The following is a 19,588-nucleotide window of genomic DNA, read 5'->3' as shown; positions in this document are numbered from 1 at the left end:
CATAAGGTATGCTAAGTATGTGTCCGGTTCCGCCGATGAGCACTCGCTGACCAGCCGACTCAGGCTGTCGGTGATGCGTCTCAACCGCAGGCTCCGGGCACAACGGACAAGTCAGTCGGTCACGTTGAGCCAGATCTCGGCGTTGTCCAGCCTGCACAAGTGCGGCCCGATGACGCCCGGCGAACTGGCCGCACGTGAAGGCGTACAGCCGCCCTCGATGACGAGGGTGATCGCCGCGCTCGAGGACATGGGCTACATCAGCAAGCGGGCCCATCCCAACGACGGCAGGCAGGTGATCGTCGAGCTGACCGAGCGGGGACTGGGGTACATCCTGGCCGACGTGGCCGCCCGCGAGGCCTGGCTGGACGCCCGACTGTCCGAACTGGACGAATCCGAGCGGGAGACGCTCTCCCGCGCGGCCGAGATCATCGACAGGATGGCGGGGCAATAAAGAGGTGCTGACCGGCACGGGTGGGACCCGAGAGAAGAAGTCAAGCAACTTCCACTCAGACCTACCGCCACCGCCGGAGCAGCCGAAGCAGGGCACCTTCGCCTCCCTGCGGATCCGCAACTACCGGCTGTTCTTCTCCGGCCAGGTCGTCTCCAACGTCGGCACCTGGATGAACCGGATCGCCCAGGACTGGCTGGTCTTCACCCTCACCGGCAACAACCCGGTCGCGCTCGGCGTCGCCGCCGCGCTGCAGTTCGCGCCGACGCTGTTCCTGTCGCTGTACGCGGGCGTGCTCGCCGACCGTCTCGACAAACGCAAACTGCTGATCCTCCTGCAGTCCGCGATGGCCGGGTGTGCGGTGATCCTCGGCGTGCTGGACGTCTCCGGCCTGGTCCAGGTCTGGCACGTCTACGTGCTGTGCCTGGTGTTCGGTGTGTTCGTGGCGCTGGAGACCCCGGTGCGGCAGTCGTTCACCAGCGAGATGGTCGGCGTCGGCCAGATCAGCAACGCGGTGGCGCTGAACTCGTCGTCGTTCAACCTGGCCCGGGTGGTCGGCCCGGCCGTGGCCGGTCTGCTGATCATCTGGGTCGGCACCGGCGTGGTGTTCCTGATCAACGCGGCCACCACGGCCGCGGTGATCACCGGCCTGCTGATGATGCGGCCGTCGGAACTGCACCGCGGACCGGTGATCGCGCGCAAGAAGGGGCAGTTGCGCGAAGGCCTGCGCTACGTCCGTGGCCGCGCCGACCTGGTGGCGGTGCTGACGCTGGTGTTCTGCGTGAGCACGTTCGGCATCACGTTCTTCACCACGCTGGCGATCATGGCCGCGAACGTCTTCCACAAGGAAGCCGACGGCTACGGCCTGCTGTCCACCATGCTCGCGGTCGGCACGCTCGCCGGCGCGCTGCTCGCGGCGCGACGCAGTGTGCGCGGCACGCCGAGGCTACGCATGGTCTTCGGCTCGGCGCTGGTGTTCGGTGTCCTGGAGATCGCGGCCGGGCTGATGCCGACGTACACGTCCTTCGCGATCGCGCTGATCCCGGTCGGCCTTGTGCTGATGACGTTCATGAACACGGCCAACACCACCGTGCAGCTGTCAGTGGACCAGGAGATGCGGGGCCGGGTGATGGGCCTGTACATGCTGGTCTTCCTGGGCGGGAACCCGATCGCAGGCCCGATGACGGGCTGGCTGGCCGACCAGTTCGGCGGCCGGTCGACGTTCCTGGTCGGCGGCGTGATGTCGATCCTCGCGGCGCTGGTCCTGGGCCTGGTCCTGCGCTGGCGGGCCGGTCTCGCCGCGCGCCGGGTGGAGGCCCGCGGGACCGTGTGAACTGGACCGAAGAGATGAGAACCCCGGCCGGCGGGCCGGGGTTCTCACTGTTCCCGAACTGACTGCCGCTCCCACCACGAAGCGGACGAGTATGAGGTTAGCCTACCCTCACTAACACCGCAACAGTGGCATGAACGGGGTAGCGCACAAGCCATAAGGAACGCCCCCAGCCTTCCGGCCGGGGGCGTTCCTTATGGCAGCTTCGCTTGTCGGAGCATCCGCTGCCAGGCTTTCACTGGGCCTGCGGGACTCGCAGGCCGTTCAGTCCGTTACGGGCGTCGACGAAGCGCTGGTTGACGTCCTCCCAGTTGACGACGTTCCACAGCGCGTTGATGTAGTCGGCCTTCACGTTGCGGTACTGCAGGTAGTACGCGTGCTCCCACACGTCGAACGCCAGCAGCGGCGTCGTGGCGATCGACAGGTTCGCGTGATGGTCCTTCAGCTGCTGGGTCAGCAGGCGCCGGCCGACCGGGTCCCAGGACAGGATGCCCCAGCCGGACCCCTGGATCGTGGTGGCCGCCGCGTTCAGCTGGGCGCGCAGCTTGTCGAACGAGCCGAAGAACTCGTCGATCGCCGCGGCCAGCTCACCGGTCGGCTTGTCGCCGCCGTTCGGGCTGAGGTTCTTCCACCACACCTGGTGCAGGGAGTGGCCGGCGAGGTTGAACGCCAGTGTCGTCTCCAGGCCGACGATGGAGCCGAAGTCGCCCTTGTCACGGGCCTCGTCGATCTTCTCCAGCGTGTCGTTGGCGCCCTTGACGTACGCGGCGTGGTGCTTGCCGTGGTGCAGCTCGTTGATCTCACCGATGATCGCCGGCTCGAGGTCGCCGTAGTCGTAGTCCAGGTCCGGCAGGACGTACGGGGCCATCGGCCCTCCTTACGGGTAGGCATTGCAAGTATCTGCTACTTGCAACCTACTCGCAATAAGAGGGCCGGCGTCAGGCGACCATGATCACGCTCAGGACATGGAATACCTGGGCATCTCGTCGGCGAGAGCGGCGAAAACGCCCACGTTGAGCTCGTACGCGCGGATGCTCTCCATGATCACGTCCTTGCGCTCCTGGGCAGTCCATGGCGCGTCGTTCAGCAGCGCGCGGTAGTTGTCCCGGAACCTGGGCGCGCTCGGGATCTGGTCGAAGACGTAGAACATCGACCCGGGGCCCTCGACCCCGTGCAGCTTGCGGAGCTTGTGCCGGATGATCTGGCCACCGGCGATGTCGCCGAGGTAGCGCGTGTAGTGGTGCGCCACGAACCCGCCTGACCACGAGAGACCTGCCTCGCGGATGCGGTCGCAGTACGCCGACGTCGCGGGCAGCGGTGTGATCACGGACTGCCAGGACGGCCCGAAGTAGTAGGCCATGTCCTGCCGCAGCGCGTCCCCGCGGTTGAGCTCCGGGAACACGAACCTTCCCGCGATCGGGTCGTCCTTCATCGCCTCGGCCGCGTCCTCCAGCGCCGAGTAGACGAAGTACAACTGGCCGGCCAGCGCCGCGAACGCGTCCACCGACAACTCTCCGCCCAGCAGCGCCGAGATGTAGGGCGAGTGGTTGGCCTGCTCGTGCACGGGCAACGTCGCAGCTCGCAGGGTTTCCGAGAACGTCGGGCTCATGCGCACGGCTCCTTTATCTGACACCACTGTCAGAAAAGGATAGATCACCTCGTGCGGTTAGGCCACCCTAACTCCGACTCCTCGCAGGACGAAGCGCACAGCGGTCTCGATCGTGTCTTCCAGCTCCGCTCCGGCGTCCACGACCTCGCGAGACGCCAGACTCGCCGTGATCATCGTGACCAGGACGTCCACGTCCTCGGCCACCATCTGCCCTGATGAGACGCCCGACTCCAGGATCGACCGCAGCTCCGCGGTGATCGGATCCACGTGCTCGGCCATCCGCTGGTACGCCTCCGGCGACAGCAAGGCGTTGAGCTTCGCGCCTGGCGGCGTGTGCCGCCCGGCAAGCACTCGCAACTGCATGCGGACGAACACGGCCAACGCCTCGACCGGGTCGTCCACCGCGGCGAGCGCCTCCCGTAGCCGGGTCACGTACTGCGAGGTCTCGTGTTCGACGAACGCGACCAGCAGTGATTCCCGGTCAGGGAAGTGGTTGTAGATCGCCGTCCGGCCGACTCCGGCCGCCGAGGCCACGCCGGACAGCGTGATCGCGTCGAAGCCGCGCGTGTACAGCAGCGTGCGCATCGCGTCGAACACCTTCGCCCGCACCTGCGAGCGGTGCTCGGCCAGCGATTCGCCGAGGATTTTCGGCATGCGTTGACATTAACCGACCGGCCACGTGTGCACAGGCTCCCCGGTGTGCATCAGTTGCATGTACGCCCGCAGCATGCCGACGAGTGCCGCGTCCCGGTTCATCCCGCGCTGCTCCATCGTGGCGACGGTCTCCCGTTGCCACGAGGCGCCGTTGCGGCGGGCCACGCAGCGCTGCTCGATGATGTCGAGGTACCGCTCCCGCGCGGCATCCGACACGCCACAGTCGCGCAAACCCTCGTGCGCCATGGGAAGCAGTCGCCGCAGGACGAGCTCGTCCGGCGGGATCCAGCCGATGCCCGGCCAGTACAGCTGCGCGCCGAAACCGTGCCGGGCCGCCGAGTACAGGTTCTCCTCGGCCGCCTGGAACGACATCTGCGTCCAGAGTGGACGATCCTCGTTGACCAGTGCGCGTTGCGCGCCGTAGAAGAACGCGGCGTTGGCGATCAGGTCCACAACGGTCGGACCGGCGGGCAGCACCCGGTTCTCCACCCGCAGGTGCGGCACGCCGTCCACCACGTCGTAGACCGGACGGTTCCACCGCCAGATCGTTCCGTTGTGGAGCCTCAGTTCCCGCAGTGCGGGCACCCGGCCCTCGGCCAGTTCGGCCATCGGGTCCTCGTCCTCGACCTCCGGCAGCAGCCCGGGGAAGTACCGGACGTTCTCCTCGAACAGGTCGAAAATGGACGTGATCCACCGTTCGCCGAACCAGACCCGCGGCCGCACACCCTGGTTCTTCAGCTCCTCCGGCCGGGTGTCGGTGGCCTGTTCGAACAACGGGATCCTGGTCTCGTGCCAGAGTGCCTTGCCCAGCAGGAAAGGCGAATTCGCGGCGAGCGCGACCTGGGGCCCGGCCAGGCACTGCGCCGCGTTCCAGTGCGCGGCGAAGTCCTCGGGCGCGACCTGCAGATGCAGCTGCGCGGACGTGCACGCCGCCTCGGGCAGGATCGACTCCGCGTAACTGCGCAGCCGGTCCGGCCCGCGGCCGGGCAACGCGTCGCCTTCCATGTGCAGCAGCATTTCCTCGCCGCGCGCGGCGAAGATCCGCTCGTTGAGCACCGCGTAGCGGCTGCTTGGGGAGAGCCAGCGGGCGTCGAAGTGCTCTTCCCGCAATGTGGGCAGGGTGCCGATCATCACGATGTCCGAGCCCGCGTCGTGCGCCTTGGAGTTGGCTCTGGTCAAGGAGGAGCGGATGTCCTGTTCCAGTTCGATCGCCCCGCTGCCGTCCAGCGGGCGCGGCCGGACGTTCAGTTCGAGGTTGTGCTGCCCCAGTTCCAGCGTGAAGTCCGGGTCCGCGATCTTCTCCAGCACCACGGCGTTGGTCATCGCCGGGCTGAGCTTGTCGTCCACCAGGTTGAGCTCGATCTCCAGGCCCATGTGCCTGCGGTGGAACGCGAACGTTTCACTGGTGAGCATCGCGGCCAATGCGTCAAGACACCGCTGGACCTTGCGGCGATACCGTTGGCGCTCCTCCCGGGAGTAGGCCCCGGTCGTCACGTCCCTTCCCATGCCGCCTCCCCTTCGCTCGGCTCGGCGCCACTAGCGGGAAATCCAACGTTGACACAACAACTAGCGGAATTGCTAGCGGCCAAATCGGTGCTGTCCGTCACCCGTGTATAACGCTCCGCTGTAGAAAGGCCGGTTGTCATAGCTGGGTTTCCCGCCAACCGGAAGCGCCAATCATGCGAAGATCACCCCGTGGCCGAAGTGATCCGGATAACAGACCCGGCGGACGAGCGGCTGGCCGACTTCCGCGACCTCACCACGGCCGATCGCAGGCCGGACCGGCCGGGCGGCAAAGGCCTGGTCATCGCCGAGGGCGTGGTGGTCGTCCGGCGCCTGCTCGCCTCGCCGTACCCGGTGCGTTCGCTGCTGGGGGTCGAGCGGCGGATCGCCGAGCTCGACGCCGAAGTGGACGGTTCGATCCCGGCATACGTCACATCAGCCGACGTGATGGCCGAGGTCGTCGGGTTCCACCTGAACCGTGGCGTGCTGGCGGTCGCCGACCGGGCGGCGCCGTGGGGCCTGGAGGACCTGGCGAGGGCGAAACGGCTCGTGGTCCTGGAAGGCGTCGGTGACCACGAGAATCTCGGCGCCCTGTTCCGCAACGTGGCCGCGCTCGGGTGGGGTGGCGTGGTGCTCGGACCTGGTTGCAGCGATCCGTTGTACCGCCGCAGTGTGCGCGTTTCCATGGGGCACGTGCTGGCGGTGCCGTTCACGAACGTGACCGAATGGCCCGGCGCCCTGGAGTTTCTGCGGAGCAAGGGTTTCCAGGTCCTGGCGTTGACCCCGAGGGCCGATTCGCTTCCGCTGGACGAGGTCGACGCCGGCGGGCCGGTCGCCGTGCTGCTCGGCTCCGAAGGGCCCGGCCTGACCGGCGTGGCGATCGACGCGGCCGATCACGCTGTGCGTATCCCCATGTCGGGTGGTGTTGACTCGTTGAACGTCGCCACGGCCGGTGCCGTGGCCTTTTACGCCCTCGGGCCTGGTTAGCTGTGGCCGTGGAACTGCGCACGAACGGTGAGCGAGCCGAGCTCGTGGGGCCGGATGACCGGGTCATCGACCCGGCGGTGCTCGACGTGCCCGCCGAGTTGACCACCGCGCTGGACGAATGGGCCCAGGTCGTGGCCGCCATGCAGCGCGCGGACGCACCCGAGGACGCCTCAGCCGCCGTGCTCGTGTCACGGCGTGGCATGCAGCTCGCGGACAGGCTTTCGGCCGTCCTGGAGACCACGGTGAGCTACCACGACCCCTTGACGGGTGAAGTTCTGTTCGTGGACGCCGCGCCGCCGTCACCAGCGTCCGCGCTGCCCGCACCGGAGCCCACCCCGTGGCTGACCGGTCTGACAGTGAGCGCGTTGATGGCGGTCGTCACGATCACGGCGGTGCTGACTCTGGCGATCACGCTGAACGAGACCAGCGGGTTGCTGGCGATCGGCGCGAACATAGTGGTCACCGCGGGCCTAGCCCCGTCGGTGTGGCTGGCCCGCCGCGTCCTGATCTGGCGCTGGGTCGCCTTCGGCGTCGCGTCCGGCCTCGCCCTCGGCTGGATCGCCCTGATCTTCGTCCTCCTCTGACTCGTGAGTGTTTATCAGTGTTAGAACCCTGATAAACACTCACGAGGGGGTTCAGGCGAGGGAGTCGAGCCAGGCGCGGTGCAGGCTGGCGAACTCGCCGTCACCTGCGGCGATGAGGTCGGCGGGGGAACCGTCCTCGACGATCCGGCCGCCGTCGACCACGAGCACCCTGTCGGCGATCAGCACGGTCGACAGCCGGTGCGCGATGATCAACGCGGTCCGGTCGGTCAGCACGGTCTCCAGCGCGGCCTGCACCGCCCGCTCGCCGGGAACGTCCAGGCTGGACGTGGCCTCGTCGAGGACCAGCACGGCCGGGTCGGCCAGAAACGCCCGCGCGAACGCGACCAGCTGGCGTTGGCCCGCGGAAAGCCTGCCGCCGCGCTTGCGCACGTCAGTGTCGTAGCCGTCCGGCAGGGCCGCGATGAACTCGTGCGCGCCGACCGCCGCGGCTGCCGACTCGATCTCGCCGCGGCTCGCCGAGGGCCTGCCGAGCGCGATGTTGTCCGCGACCGAGCCGGAGAACAGGAAGTTCTCCTGGGTCACGGTGACCACCTTGGACCGCAGGTCCGCGTCCGCGGCGTCCCGCAGGTCCACTCCGGACAGCCGGACGGACCCCGCTGTGGGGTCGTAGAACCGGCCGACCAGCTTGGCGATCGTGGACTTGCCCGCGCCGGTCGCGCCGACCAGGGCGACGGTCTGCCCGGCCGGGATGGTCAGGTCGAACGCCGGCAGCACCACCGGCCCGTCCGGGCCGTACCGGAACTCCACGTTGTCGAACTCGATGGTTCCCGCGCGGGGCAACAGCTTCGGCTTCGCGGGCTCGACGACCGCAGGCGCCTCTTCGAGCACGCCGGAGATCTTCTCCAGTGCCGCGCTCGCCGACGCGTAGGAGTTCGCGACCTGCGCCAGGTCGTCCAGCGGGTCGTAGAACCGCCGCAGGTACAGCGTGAACGCGGTCAGCACGCCGAGTTCCATGCTGCCGCCGGTCACCCGCCACGCGCCGACGCCCAGCACGATCGCCAGCGACAGGTTGCCGATGAACCGCACGCTCGCCACGAACGTCGCCACCGCGCCGATCGCGGTGTGGTTGGCGTCCCGGTACGCGACGTTCTCGACGTTCATGATGGCCTCGTTGCGGCGTTCCCGGCGGAACGCCTGCACCGCGCGGATTCCGTTCATGGTCTCGACGAACTGCACGATCACCTTGGCGATCGCGCCGCGCGTGTGCCGGTACGCCCGGCCCGACGTGTTCCGGAACCAGCGCAGCATGAGGACCAGCGGGACGAACCCGGCCATCACGATCAACGCCAGCGGGACGTCCAGGACCAGCAACAGCGTGCCGATGAAAACCAGCGACAGGATCGCGTTGAGCATGTTGTCCAAGCCGTCCTCCAACAGCTTGTTGATCGACTCCATGTCCGCGGTCAGCCGCGAGATCACCTTGCCTGAGGTGTAGGACTCGTGGAACGACAAGGAAAGCCGCTGCACGTGCCGGAACAGCCGCTGCCGCAGGTCGAGCAGCACGTCCTGGCTGATCCGGGCGGCCAGCCGCTGGAACGCCATCAGCAGGCCGGAGTTCGCGATCGCGCTGAAGGCGTACGCGCCGATGCACCAGGCGAGAACGCTGTGGTCACCGTTCATCGCCGACGGGATACCGGTGTCGATCGCCGCGGCGATCAGCAACGGACCCGCCAGCGACGACAGGTTCTGCAGGATCACCAGGGTCAGCGCGGCCGCGGCCGGCCAGAGGCGCGGGCGGATCAACGACCCGAGCAGCTTGCGCGAGCGGGCCTGCAACTTGGCGCCCACCACGGAGTCCAGTTCCTGGACCTCTTCGGCCGCGACCCCGCGCCACGACTCGTCCTGACTCATACGGATCTCGCGCGGTCCGGCAGTCCCGTCGCCTGAGCCCGGCCCTGCGCCGGATGATTCGCTCGCAAGCTCGCTCACGCCCTCACCTCCTCCGACTCATCCAAAGTAGACAGAAGCCTGCGGTAGGCCGAGTTGCCCGCCAGCAGCTCGGAATGCGTCCCGACGGCGGCGATCCGGCCGTCGGCCAGCATCGCGACCCGGTCGGCGAGCTGGACCGTGCTCGGCCGGTGCGCGACCACCAACGCGGTCACGCCGGACAGCACCTCGCGCAGCGCGCGTTCCACCTCGGCCTCGGTGTGCACGTCCAAAGCGGACAGTGGGTCGTCGAGCACCAGGACCGCCGGCCTGCCGACGATCGTGCGGGCCAGTGCGAGCCGCTGCCGTTGACCGCCGGACAGTGACAGGCCCTGCTCGCCGATCCGGGTGTCCAGGCCCCATGGCAACGCGGTGACGAACCCGTCGGCCTGAGCGACTCGCAGCGCCTCCCAGACCTGTTCGTCCGTGGCGTCCGTGGACCCCAGCGCGACGTTCTCCCGCACGCTGGCGGAGAACAACACCGGCTCCTCGAACGCGACCGACACCAGGGTGCGCAGGTCAGCCAGCCGCATGTCCGCGACGTTCACGCCGTCGATCGTGATCCGGCCTTCGGTCACGTCGGCAAGCCGCGGCACCAGCGCGGTGAGCGTGGTCTTACCGGTTCCGGTGGCACCGACCAGCGCGACCGTCTCGCCGGGCCGGACCTCCAGATCCACGCCGCGCAGGATCTCCTTGCCGCCTTCGGTGTGTCTGAAGTGGACGTTGTCGAACCGCAGCAGGCCGCGCGGCGGACTGGCGGGCGGCTTCGGGTCGGCCGGATCGGCCACGGTCACCGGCTCGTCCAGCACTTCGAAGTACCGGTCGGTCGCGGCGGACGTCTGGTTGGTCTCGGCGAGCAGCCAGCCGATCGAGTCGGTCGGCCACCGCAGGTACGCCGCGACGGTCACGGCGGCGACGAGCGTGCCGACGGTCATCGTGCCGTTGACGATCCCGGACGTGCCGACCAGCAACTGCCCGGCGATGCCGATCTCCGGCAGCAGCACGATCGCGCCCCACAGCAGCGAGGAGATCCGTACTTTGTGAAGTTCGGTGCCGCGCAACACCTTGGCCTGTTTGGCGAACTTGGCCGCGAGGTGCGGGCCACGGCCGAACGCCTTGAGCACCCGGATACCGAGCGCGGACTCCTCGACCGTGGTGGCGAGGTCGCCGTCCTGGTCCTGGGCGAGCCGGGCGACGACCTTGTACTTGCGCTCGAACACCGTGGAGATCGCGATCAACGGCAGCGCCGAGATCAGCACGGTCAGGCCCAGCCAGAAGTCCAGCGAGAACAGCACGACCAGGCCACCGACCAGGGTGAGGCTGTTCACCACGAGGAAAACCCCGACGAACGCGAAGAACCCGCGGATGGTGGACAAGTCGGTCACCGCGCGGGACAGCAGCTGCCCGGACTGCCAACGGTCGTGGAACGAGACCGGCAGGCGCTGCAGGTGCGCGTAGATGTCATGGCGCATCCGCGCCTCGATGTGTGTCGTCGGCCGCGCGAGCATCTTTCGGCGGCAATAGAAAAGCCCGGCCTCCGCGAAGCCGAGCAGTGCGATCCCGAGGACCGGCCAGATCAGGCCGGTGGTCTCACCCCGGGCGATCGGGCCGTCCAGGATGCTCTGGATCATCAGCGGAATAGTCAGGCCCGCGGCCATCGCACAGATCGTGGCGACGATCGCGAGTACCAGCCGACGGCGCCACGGTCGCGCGTAAGGACCGAGGCGCCACAGGGATCGATAGGCCGAGCGTGGTTGCTCCGCCTCCTCCATCTTGCCCCCAAACAGGTAGATGCCAGCCTTCGACGTTACAAAGCAACGCGATCCGGTGCACCCGAATTTCCGTGCCGCGGCCGCCACCTTCGCCATGGGCCATCCTGCGACCTCAAGTGCACTGGAGGTCAACAACCCGAGCACCACACGGCTGTGTCTTCGGGTTGTGATCGGGTTGACCCAACGGATCCGGCAGACGGCCGCTCGCCCGACCGCGACGGACGCGTTCGTCGTCGGCGTGTACGCGCTCGCGGCGGCGCTGCTCTACAGTCGCATGTGGACTGACCTGCGGCACGGCTATCTGCCCGGCGCCGGGCAGGACCAGCACATGTTGTCGCGTATCCCTTGTGGCACCAGTTCTTCGGGTCGCAGAGCTACGCCGACATGAACCACGCCCTCGCCGGGAACGACCTGGCAACCGTGACCGCGTTCGGCAGCTACTCGCTGGCGGGCCCGTCCGAGGTGAGCAGGCAGTTCGCCATCAACCCGACCGAGGAGAACGCGTTTCTCGGCTGGTCATTGGTGATTTTCCTGGCGGTGCTGGGAATCTGGTCGTGGTGCGTGGCCGCCGCCCGGGCACTGGTGATCACGGTTCATGGCGTGTGTTCCGGCGGTCGGAATCCTGCTCGCGATGGCGTGCCAACGAATCCAAACCTTCGCCGAGAACGCCACGCACGTTCCACTGCGACTGCTGTGGTTCGGCACGCTGGCAGCGGTGCTGGTGCCGTTGGCGCCGGTACCGTTCGCGGTTCACGAGCAACCCCGAGACGCCGCCGTTCTTCACCGAAGCCCTGCGGCGGCGCGGTCCAGCGCGGTGCTGTACCCCCTCGTGAGTATTTATCGGGGTTCTAACCCTGATAAACACTCACGAGGGGGGTGTCAGCCTCGGTTGGAGCGGACGCCCAGCAGGACGTCCTCCCAGGCCGGGACGACCGGGTGGTTCTTCTTCTTGCCACGCCGGGGCGCGGGCTTGTCCTTGGCCGCTTCCGGCTTCGGCTCGGGCTCCGGCACCAGTTCCTCCTGCACCGGCTTGCCCGACGCGGCCGGGGCCGCCGGAGCGGGTGCGGGCTCGGGCTCCGGTGCCGGCGCCGGTTCGGGCTCGACCGCAGCCGGAACCGGGTCCGGCCGTACCACCGGCTGCGGTTCGGGCTGCGGCTCCGGGCGGTGTGCCACGGCGGGAGCGGGCTCGGGCTCCGGCTGGCGGTAGACCGGTTCCGGTTCCGGCTGGCGCGCGGGCTCCGGCTGGTAGGCCGGTTCCGCCTGGTGGCGTGGCTCGGTGTAGACCGGCTCGATCGGCTCAGGCGTGACCGGCTGCGGACGGGCCGCAGCCTCGACCGCAAGCGCTTGCCTGGCCAGTTCGGTGACCGGCCGTACGGTCCGCAGCGACCTGTTCGGGTTCGGGTCGAGCAGGTCGTGGGCGTGGTCGTCGAGCGGAGTGACCGTGCCGCCGTGCGCACCCGGGTGGAAGGACCAGTGCGCGCGGTTGTCCGAGCGGCCCGCCGTCCAGCGCAGCTGGACGATCCACTTGTTCTCCTCGTTCTTCCACGAGTCCCAGACCGCCTCGGAGTACTCCTGCCCGCGCAGGCCGAACGCGTGCGCGCAGACCTCGCCGAGCGTCTGCACGTCCGGCCCGTCCTCCCGGACCGGGTGGGCGCGCTGGGCCAGGTCCGCCGTGCGGGACCGTTCGAGCAGCACCGGGTAGGCGAACCGCTCGACCTTGTCCTCCGGCAGGCCGGACGCCTCGGCGACCTGGGCGACGGACTCACCCGCACGGATACGGGCCTGGATTTCACGTGGGCGCATCTGGCTCTCCAGCTCGATTTCGATCTGGCCGAGTCTGGTGACGTCGCCACGGGCAGCCGCACGCAACCGCTCGTCCGCCGGGAGCTGGAAACGCTCGCCACGCATCGGGTCTTCGAGGATGACAGTCCTGCCATCCTCGCCGAGCCCGACAACTCGCAGCGCGCGCACTTCAAGCCTCCCGAATGACTTCACCTCGCTGACTTTGTGACGCTAATACGGCGCGCCTCCTTGACGAAGTAGGCGCGCCGCGCCTCAGCGAGATCCTCTCCGTCGATCTTCCCGCATCCCCAGCGGATTCGCACTCCCTTAGTCAGTACTTTGGTTGCCGAACGGAGGAATGTCACTGTGCGGGGGAGAACACTCGCCCTCGTGGTCGCCGCCGAGCTGGCCACGATCGGGCTAATCGTCGGGCTGAAGGTGTTGGACGGCCTGGATTTCGAGGTCTACCGGCTTGGCGCATTGACATGGCTGCACGGTGGTGATCCTTACGGACAGTTGCCGCCGACGAGCCGTGGCACACTTCTGCCGTTCACCTATCCGCCATTTGCCATCCTCACCTTCCTCCCCACGACTTCACTGTCCGCCTGGGCGGGTTTCCTGCTGCTCACGGTGATCTCCACCGGCCTGCTGTTCGCCGTGGTGTTCGGCTTCCTGGTGGCCTTACGGGGCCGGGAGAACGGCCTGGTCCTGCCCGCCTTCCTGGCGATCGGCGTGCAGTTGCTCGCCGCGGGCATGGATCCGGTGCGCTCGACACTCGGCTACGGGCAGATCAACATGGTGCTGATGGCCTTGGTGGCCGTCGACTGCCTGATGACGAACAAACGGTGGCGTGGTGTGCTGGTCGGCGTCGCCGCGGCGATCAAGCTGACGCCCGCCGTGTTCGTGCTGTTCTTCCTGGTGCGCAAGGACTATCGGGCGGCGGCTCGGGCCGTTGTGACGTTCCTCGCCGCGACCGCGCTGGGCTTCGCGGTCCTGCCCGGCAGCTCGGTCACGTACTGGACGAAGCTGTTGTTCGACGGCGGACGAATCGGCGCGCCGGATCACGTTGCCAACCAGTCCCTTCGCGGTGCTTTCGCCCGGTTGTCCGTTGATTTCTGGTGGGTCGCGCCGGCCATCTTGATCATTTCGCTGGCAGTGTTCGTGATCCGGCGTACCAGCGTGCCGATGGGACTGGCGGTAACCGCGTTGTGCGGGTTGCTCGTGTCGCCGGTTTCGTGGGTGCACCACTGGGTTTGGCTGGTCCCGGTGCTTGTCGTGCTGGGCTGGGTCGCCGTCACGGAGCGCCGGATCGTCATGGGCGTGGCCGTGGTCCTGGCCGCTGCCGTGGCGATCTCCACACCGATCTGGGCGTTCGAGTTCGGTGGGTGGAGCGACGGCGTCTGGCAGCAGGCCGTGAGCGACAGCTACGTCCTGGCCGGAATCATCCTGTTATCCGTCGCCGTGGCGTACGCGGGCGGCAGCTCGACCCGCAGGTCCAGCCCGCCGGACGGGCGCGCGGCGACACCGATCGACCCGTCGTGGGCTCTGACCACCGAACGCACGATCGACAGCCCCAACCCGGAACCGCCGGACGTGGCCGTTCGCTCCAGCCTGCGGAACGGCTCGAACAACCCGGGCAACGCCTCGGCGGGCACCACCGGGCCGGTGTTGATCACGCGCACCGCGGGCGAATCGCCCACTTCGACCGAAACCGAACCGCCGGGCTCGTTGTAGCGGATCGCGTTGTGCACGAGGTTGATGATCAGGCGTTCGAGCAGCACCGGGTCACCGGCCACCGTCCTCGGCCGGATGGTCTTGCTGATCGTCACGTTGTGCTCGTCGGCCAGGCCGATGCAGCCGACCAGGACGTTCTCGGCGACCTCGGCCAGCGGTACCGGGACCCGGCCGAGCAGGCCGCGGTCGCTGCGGGCCAGCACCAGCAGGCCCTCGATCAGGCGCTCGCTGCGCTCGTTGGTCACGAGCAGGTGCTGACCGAGCCTGCGCAGCTCAGGAGTGGCCTGCGGGTCGGCCATGGCGACTTCGACCAGGGTCCGTTGCACGGCCAGCGGCGTGCGCAGCTCGTGCGAGGCGTTCGCCACGAAATGTGTCTGGCTGTCGAAGGCCGACGCGAGCCGGTCGAGCATCCCGTCGAACGTGTTGGCCAGCTCTTTCAGCTCGTCGTCCGGCCCGTCCAGGTGGATACGCCGGTTCAGGCTCTCCGCGCCCAGCCTGCGGGCGGTCGCCGTGATCATGTGCACCGGCCGCAGCACCCGGCCCGCGATGTACCAGGACGCCAGCACCGCGATCCCGCCCGCGACCAGCAGGGCGATGCCCGAGGTCATCAGCATCGTCCGGATCGTGGACGCCCGGTAGTCCGCCACGGTGGAGATGGTGGTCTGCTCGGCGGGCGCGCGCTCGATCGCGACGCCGCCGGTGCCGGTCAGCACGTCGGGTGAGGCCGCCGCGATGAACGCGGCCGGCTGCGGGAGCACGCTCACGACCAGCAGATAGTTGATCACCAGCAGCACTACGCCGACGGCCATGAAGACGACGCCGTAGATCACCGTCAGGCGGGTTCGGACCGACCAGCGCGTCATGACAGCCGGTAGCCCGCGCCGGGCAGCGTGTCGATCACCGGGGGATCACCGAGTTTGCGCCGCAAGGTCATCACCGCCACCCGGACGGCGTTGGTGAACGGGTCGGCGTACTCGTCCCATGCCTTCTCCAGCAGATCCTCGGCGCTGACCACGGCACCTTCGGCCCGCATCAGCACCTCCAGCACGGCGAACTCCTTCGGCGACAGCGGCAGGTGCCTGCCGTCGCGGGAGGCCTGGTGGCGGGGCAGATCCAGGACGACCCCGGACCGTTCGAGCACGGGCGGAAGCGCGGGCCGCGCCCGGCGCGCAAGCGCTTGCACCCTGGCCACGAGCTCGTCGAACGCGAACGGTTTGGTCAGGTAGTCGTCGGCGCCCAGCCGCAGGCCCGCCACCCGGTCGGTCACCTCGCCCGAGGCCGTCAGCATCAGCACCTTGGCCTCACCGCCCGCCTTGATGAGCGACCGGCAGACGTCGTCGCCGTGCACCTTCGGCAGGTCACGGTCCAGCACGACGACGTCGTAGCTGTGTACGTGAACCCGTTCGAGGGCCGCGTCGCCGTCGTAGCAGACGTCCACCGCCATGGACAGCCGCCGCAGCCCCTCGGCCAGGGTGTCGGCGAGCAGCCGTTCGTCCTCAACGACCAGTACTCGCATTCGGACAGTCTCGCTGATCAGCGGTTAAGCGCCGGATAAGCGCTTTCGCTTAACGGGCCCGAATCGCCCGGTCCCTAGAACTGGTCACCGGCGGGTCCGGGCTGTCGGGGGCCGGACCCGCCGGACCACTGGAGACCGGCAGAGGAAGGGAGATCCTGATGGGAGCCAGGTGGCGACTGGCCGCCGTGACCGCGCTGTTCGCGTTGGCGACGGCGTGCGGCAGCGACTCAGCAGGCGACAAGGTCGCCTCGTTGGGTGACGGCAAGGGCGGCGACGCGCAGAACAGCGCCGACTCCGCGGACGGCAAGACCGACGAGGACCGGATGCGGGAGTTCGCGAAATGCATGCGTGAGCAGGGCATCGACATGCCCGACCCGGGCCCGGGCGGCACCATGACCGCGCAGCGGGTGGAGGGCGAGGCCGAGATGGAGAAGATGAACAAGGCCGGGGAGGTGTGCAACAAGCTGCTGCCCAACGGCGGCAAACCGAAGCCGCTTTCGCCCGAGGAGCTCGACAAGCAGCGCGCCCAGGCCAAGTGCATGCGTGAGCACGGCATCAACATGCCCGATCCCGACCCGAACAACCCGGGGACGGCCATCGACCTCGGCGACGGCGACCAGGAGAAGCTCGAGAAGGCCTTCAAGGAGTGCGGCGGCGAAGGCCGGGTCGCGGCCGGTGTGGCGGGTGGCGGCAGGTGACCGGCGAAGGACCACGGCGTCTGCACAAACGGCGCCGGACCCGCTGGATGATCGCCGGGACGGCCACCGTGGTCGCCCTCGGCGTCGGCACCGCGGTCGTCCTGACCCGTGTCAGCTCAGGCAGCGCGGTGGCGTCGCCCCAGGGACCGGCGCCGATCCAGACCGCCGAGGTGACCAGGACCGACCTGGCGGACAAGCGATCCGTGAGCGGCAAGCTCGGCTACGGCGTCGAAACCACGCTCGCCGGGCGTAAACAGGGCACCATCACCGGCCTGCCCGCGATCGGCGACGTGCTGGACCGCGGCGAGTCCGTGTACAAAGTGGACGCCAAGCCGGTGCCGCTGTTCCACGGCGACATCCCGATGTACCGGCCGGTCGGGCCGGGCGTGTCCGACGGGCCGGACGTCCGGCTGGTCGAGGAGAACCTCAGGGCGCTGGGATTCGGCGGGTTCGGCACGCCGGACGAGAAGTTCACGACCGCCACCGCGAACGCCGTCAAGAAGTGGCAGAAGGCGCTCAAACTCGAGCAGAACGGCACCGTCGACGTCGGCGACGTGGTGATCACCACCGGGTCGTTCCGGGTCAGCACCCTGCTCGCGTCCCTGGGTAGCCAGGGCGGGACGGACGTGCTGAAGTACACCGGCGTGAACCGCGGCGTGACCGTGCGGATCAAGGCCGAGCAGCGGGACAGCGCCAAACCCGGCGCGAAGGTGACGGTCAGCGTGGGCGGCAAGCAGGCCACGGGCACCGTCCAGCAGGTCACGTTGGCGCCACCGGACGACAACCAGGGCATGCCCGGACAGGACCAGGGCACCAAGTTCGACGTCTCGATCACGCTGGACGATCCGGCGGCGATCACCGCGCCCGACGCCAGTTCGGTGGACGTCCGGTTCACCGTGCGGAGCCAGAAAGGCGTGCTGACCGTCCCGGTCGGGGCGTTGCTCGCGCTGGCCGAAGGCGGTTACGCCATCGAGGTCGTCGAAGGGGCCGCACGCCGGTTGATCCCCGTGCGGACCGGCCTGTTCGCCGACGGCAAGGTCGAAGTGAGCGGTCCCGACCTACGTGAAGGCATGCGGGTGGTGACCACGTCGTGACCCCGGTTCTGGCTGTCCGTAACGCCGCGAAGACGTATCCCGGTGGTGTGCGGGCACTTCGTGACGTGTCCCTGACGGTCTCCCAGGGCGAACTGCTGGCCATCGTCGGCCCGTCCGGGTCGGGCAAGTCCACTTTGCTCCAGCTGATGGGCACTTTGGACACACCCACCTCGGGCAGCATCGAGGTGCGCGGGCACGATGTGGCAAGGCTGAACGACCGCAGGCTCTCGGCGTTGCGGTCGCGCTGGATCGGGTTCGTGTTCCAGCAGTTCTTCCTGACCGACGGCCTGCCCGCGGTGGAGAACGTCGCCACGGGCCTGCTGTACGCGGGCGTCTCGGCCCGGCGCAGGCGGCAGATCGCGTTGGGAGCGTTGGAACAGGTCGGTCTCGGCGCCCGGGCGTGGCATCTGCCGAACGAGCTGTCCGGCGGGGAACGGCAGCGTGTCGCGATCGCCCGGGCGGTGGTGAACCGCCCGGCGATCGTGCTCGCCGACGAACCCACCGGAAACCTCGACAGCACAACGGGCTCCGGCATCCTGTCGCTGCTGTACCAGCTGAACGCGGCCGGGACGACGATCGTGATCATCACGCACGACAACGACATCGCCGCAGCGGTGCCGCGCAGGATCGAAATGCGGGACGGCGTGCTGCGCCACGACACGGGAGCCGCCGCATGACCGTTCTGCTGGATCGTGCGCCGGACGCCGAGCCGCTGCCGTCACCACGTCGGCTCGGCTCACGGGACATGCTTCGCCTTGGCGCGCACGGTATGCGGACGCGTCCGCTGCGAGCGGTGTTGTCCGCGCTGGGAATCGCGATCGGGATCGCCGCGATGATCGCGGTGGTCAGCATTCCGGCTTCCAGCAACAAGGCGCTGGCCGACCAGATCGCCGCGCTGGGACCGAACCTGCTGGTCGCCAAGCCGGGGCGGACGTTCTTCGGCGAGGACGCGAAACTGCCCAGGAGCGCGGTCGGGATGGTGCACCGCATCGGCCCGGTGACCGGTGCTTCGTCGACCGGCACCGTCAAGGCCACGGTGCGCCGCAACGACCAGGTCAACCCGGACGAGACCTCCGGCCTGGCGGTGTTCGCGGCGCGGCCGGACCTGCTCGGCGTGCTGAACGGCACGATCCACAGCGGGAAGTTCCTGGACGCCGCGTCGGCGCGGTTCCCGGCCGTGGTGCTGGGCTCGGTCGCGGCGACCCGGCTGGGCATCGACCGGGTCGATCCCGCGAAGCCGCCGCAGGTCTGGATCGCCGGGCAGTGGTTCACGGTGACCGGCATCCTCAACGCGATGCCGTTGGCACCGGAGATCGAGCGGTCCGTCCTGGTCGGCTGGGAAGTGGCGGAGGAACGTCTCGGCTTCGACGGGCACCCGACCACGGTCTACACCCGGGCACAGGACGCTCAGGTCGAGGACGTCCGTGGTGTGCTCGCCGCGACCGTGAACCCGGAGCACCCCAACGAGGTCGAGGTCTCCCTGCCGTCCGAGGCACTGGCCGCGCAGGAGCTCGTGGACCAGTCGTACAGCGCCTTGTTCCTGGCTTTGGGCGGTGTCGCGTTGCTCGTCGGCGGTGTCGGCGTCGCCAACACCATGGTCATCTCGGTGCTGGAGCGACGCCGGGAAATCGGCCTGCGGCGGGCGTTGGGCGCGACCCGGCGGCAGATCCGGGGCCAGTTCCTGGCCGAATCGGTGCTGCTGTCCGGGCTGGGCGGGATCGTCGGCGTGGTCATCGGCGTCGGTGTGACGGCCGGTTATGCCCTGTCGCAGAACTGGCCTGCCGTGCTGCCGCCGTTGGCACTGGTCGGCGGCGTCGGGATCTCGGCACTGGTCGGCGCGATCGCCGGTGCGTACCCGGCCATGCGCGCGGCCCGGCTGACGCCGACGTCGGCGCTGGCCTGATCCGCTGTCGGCGAAACAGGTGGCCGC

Annotated in this window: 19 protein-coding genes and 1 pseudogene; 10 read left to right on the top strand and 10 right to left on the bottom strand. The window is 68.6% G+C overall.

What is annotated here, in order from left to right; all coding sequences use genetic code 11:
- Positions 1-19: 19 nt before the first annotated feature.
- Both GC106_RS37590 and GC106_RS37585 read left to right on the top strand, forming a co-directional pair.
- Complete coding sequence (locus GC106_RS37590) at positions 20-451, top strand: MarR family winged helix-turn-helix transcriptional regulator (RefSeq protein WP_173140451.1); 432 nt, start codon at positions 20-22, stop codon at positions 449-451.
- A gap of 7 nt (positions 452-458) precedes the next feature.
- Positions 459-1,781, top strand: a complete 1,323-nt coding sequence (locus GC106_RS37585; RefSeq protein WP_173140550.1) for an MFS transporter — start codon at positions 459-461, stop codon at positions 1,779-1,781.
- 232 nt (positions 1,782-2,013) lie between these two features.
- On the opposite strand, the gene GC106_RS37580 is transcribed toward GC106_RS37585, so the two are convergent.
- The 4 genes from GC106_RS37580 to GC106_RS37565 all read right to left on the bottom strand — a co-directional run bounded on the left by GC106_RS37580 (position 2,014) and on the right by GC106_RS37565 (position 5,547).
- Positions 2,014-2,646, bottom strand: a complete 633-nt coding sequence (locus GC106_RS37580) for a superoxide dismutase (RefSeq protein ID WP_173140449.1) — start codon at positions 2,644-2,646, stop codon at positions 2,014-2,016.
- Between the two features lie 90 nt (positions 2,647-2,736).
- Entirely contained in the window at positions 2,737-3,387 is a 651-nt protein-coding gene (locus GC106_RS37575) for a biliverdin-producing heme oxygenase (RefSeq protein WP_173140447.1), read from the bottom strand.
- Positions 3,388-3,444: 57 nt separating this feature from the next.
- Positions 3,445-4,041, bottom strand: coding sequence for a TetR/AcrR family transcriptional regulator (locus GC106_RS37570; RefSeq protein ID WP_173140445.1), 597 nt, complete (start codon positions 4,039-4,041; stop codon positions 3,445-3,447).
- 9 nt (positions 4,042-4,050) lie between these two features.
- A complete protein-coding gene (locus tag GC106_RS37565) occupies positions 4,051-5,547 on the bottom strand; it encodes a glutamate-cysteine ligase family protein (protein WP_173140443.1) in 1,497 nt (498 codons plus the stop codon).
- Positions 5,548-5,736: 189 nt separating this feature from the next.
- Between GC106_RS37565 and GC106_RS37560 the strand changes: the two genes are divergently transcribed.
- A complete protein-coding gene (locus GC106_RS37560) occupies positions 5,737-6,531 on the top strand; it encodes a TrmH family RNA methyltransferase (protein ID WP_173140441.1) in 795 nt (264 codons plus the stop codon).
- A gap of 8 nt (positions 6,532-6,539) precedes the next feature.
- The gene (locus GC106_RS37555) at positions 6,540-7,115 is read left to right on the top strand and encodes a DUF2537 domain-containing protein (RefSeq protein WP_173140439.1); all 576 of its coding nucleotides are present in this window, start codon (positions 6,540-6,542) and stop codon (positions 7,113-7,115) included.
- 51 nt (positions 7,116-7,166) lie between these two features.
- Here GC106_RS37555 and GC106_RS37550 read toward each other — a convergent pair whose 3' ends face one another.
- Positions 7,167-9,065, bottom strand: coding sequence for an ABC transporter ATP-binding protein (locus tag GC106_RS37550; protein WP_312873197.1), 1,899 nt, complete (start codon positions 9,063-9,065; stop codon positions 7,167-7,169).
- A complete protein-coding gene (locus tag GC106_RS37545; RefSeq protein ID WP_173140437.1) occupies positions 9,062-10,834 on the bottom strand; it encodes an ABC transporter ATP-binding protein in 1,773 nt (590 codons plus the stop codon). The genes GC106_RS37550 and GC106_RS37545 overlap by 4 nt, the downstream gene beginning before the upstream one ends.
- A 166-nt stretch (positions 10,835-11,000) precedes the next feature.
- Here GC106_RS37545 and GC106_RS37540 point away from each other — a divergent pair, with 166 nt between their 5' ends.
- Positions 11,001-11,222 (top strand): hypothetical protein, encoded by a 222-nt coding sequence (locus tag GC106_RS37540; protein WP_173140435.1) that lies wholly within the window; start codon positions 11,001-11,003, stop codon positions 11,220-11,222.
- 49 nt (positions 11,223-11,271) lie between these two features.
- On the opposite strand, the gene GC106_RS37535 is transcribed toward GC106_RS37540, so the two are convergent.
- Both GC106_RS37535 and sepH read right to left on the bottom strand, forming a co-directional pair.
- Positions 11,272-11,424 (bottom strand): hypothetical protein, encoded by a 153-nt coding sequence (locus tag GC106_RS37535; protein ID WP_173140433.1) that lies wholly within the window; start codon positions 11,422-11,424, stop codon positions 11,272-11,274.
- Between the two features lie 289 nt (positions 11,425-11,713).
- Positions 11,714-12,805 carry a septation protein SepH gene (gene sepH / locus GC106_RS37530; protein ID WP_173140546.1) on the bottom strand — a complete coding sequence of 364 codons (1,092 nt, stop codon included), beginning with the start codon at positions 12,803-12,805 and terminating at the stop codon, positions 11,714-11,716.
- Positions 12,806-12,982: 177 nt separating this feature from the next.
- Here sepH and GC106_RS48375 point away from each other — a divergent pair.
- Positions 12,983-13,834, top strand: a pseudogene (locus GC106_RS48375) (glycosyltransferase 87 family protein); the annotation flags it as partial.
- Positions 13,835-14,040: 206 nt separating this feature from the next.
- Here GC106_RS48375 and GC106_RS37525 read toward each other — a convergent pair.
- Both GC106_RS37525 and GC106_RS37520 read right to left on the bottom strand, forming a co-directional pair.
- Positions 14,041-15,213: a sensor histidine kinase gene (locus tag GC106_RS37525; protein WP_173140431.1), complete on the bottom strand. Its 1,173-nt coding sequence runs from the start codon at positions 15,211-15,213 to the stop codon at positions 14,041-14,043.
- The gene (locus GC106_RS37520) at positions 15,210-15,866 is read right to left on the bottom strand and encodes a response regulator transcription factor (protein WP_173140429.1); all 657 of its coding nucleotides are present in this window, start codon (positions 15,864-15,866) and stop codon (positions 15,210-15,212) included. The genes GC106_RS37525 and GC106_RS37520 overlap by 4 nt, the downstream gene beginning before the upstream one ends.
- A gap of 158 nt (positions 15,867-16,024) precedes the next feature.
- Between GC106_RS37520 and GC106_RS37515 the strand changes: the two genes are divergently transcribed.
- Genes GC106_RS37515 through GC106_RS37500 form a run of 4 tightly spaced genes read left to right on the top strand, consistent with a single transcriptional unit; the run spans position 16,025 to position 19,561 of the window.
- Positions 16,025-16,564, top strand: a complete 540-nt coding sequence (locus GC106_RS37515; protein ID WP_173140427.1) for a hypothetical protein — start codon at positions 16,025-16,027, stop codon at positions 16,562-16,564.
- Entirely contained in the window at positions 16,561-17,658 is a 1,098-nt protein-coding gene (locus GC106_RS37510; RefSeq protein ID WP_312873195.1) for a peptidoglycan-binding protein, read from the top strand. Before GC106_RS37515 ends, GC106_RS37510 begins: the two co-directional genes overlap by 4 nt.
- The gene (locus GC106_RS37505) at positions 17,655-18,335 is read left to right on the top strand and encodes an ABC transporter ATP-binding protein (RefSeq protein WP_173140425.1); all 681 of its coding nucleotides are present in this window, start codon (positions 17,655-17,657) and stop codon (positions 18,333-18,335) included. Before GC106_RS37510 ends, GC106_RS37505 begins: the two co-directional genes overlap by 4 nt.
- Positions 18,332-19,561, top strand: a complete 1,230-nt coding sequence (locus GC106_RS37500; protein WP_173140423.1) for an ABC transporter permease — start codon at positions 18,332-18,334, stop codon at positions 19,559-19,561. The genes GC106_RS37505 and GC106_RS37500 overlap by 4 nt, the downstream gene beginning before the upstream one ends.
- Positions 19,562-19,588 lie beyond the last annotated feature (27 nt).

It is taken from the genome of Kibdelosporangium persicum, from assembly GCF_013280595.1.
Lineage (GTDB): Bacteria > Actinomycetota > Actinomycetes > Mycobacteriales > Pseudonocardiaceae > Kibdelosporangium > Kibdelosporangium persicum.
Note: the sequence above shows the minus strand (reverse complement) of the source record. Positions and strands in the feature narration are given on the sequence as shown.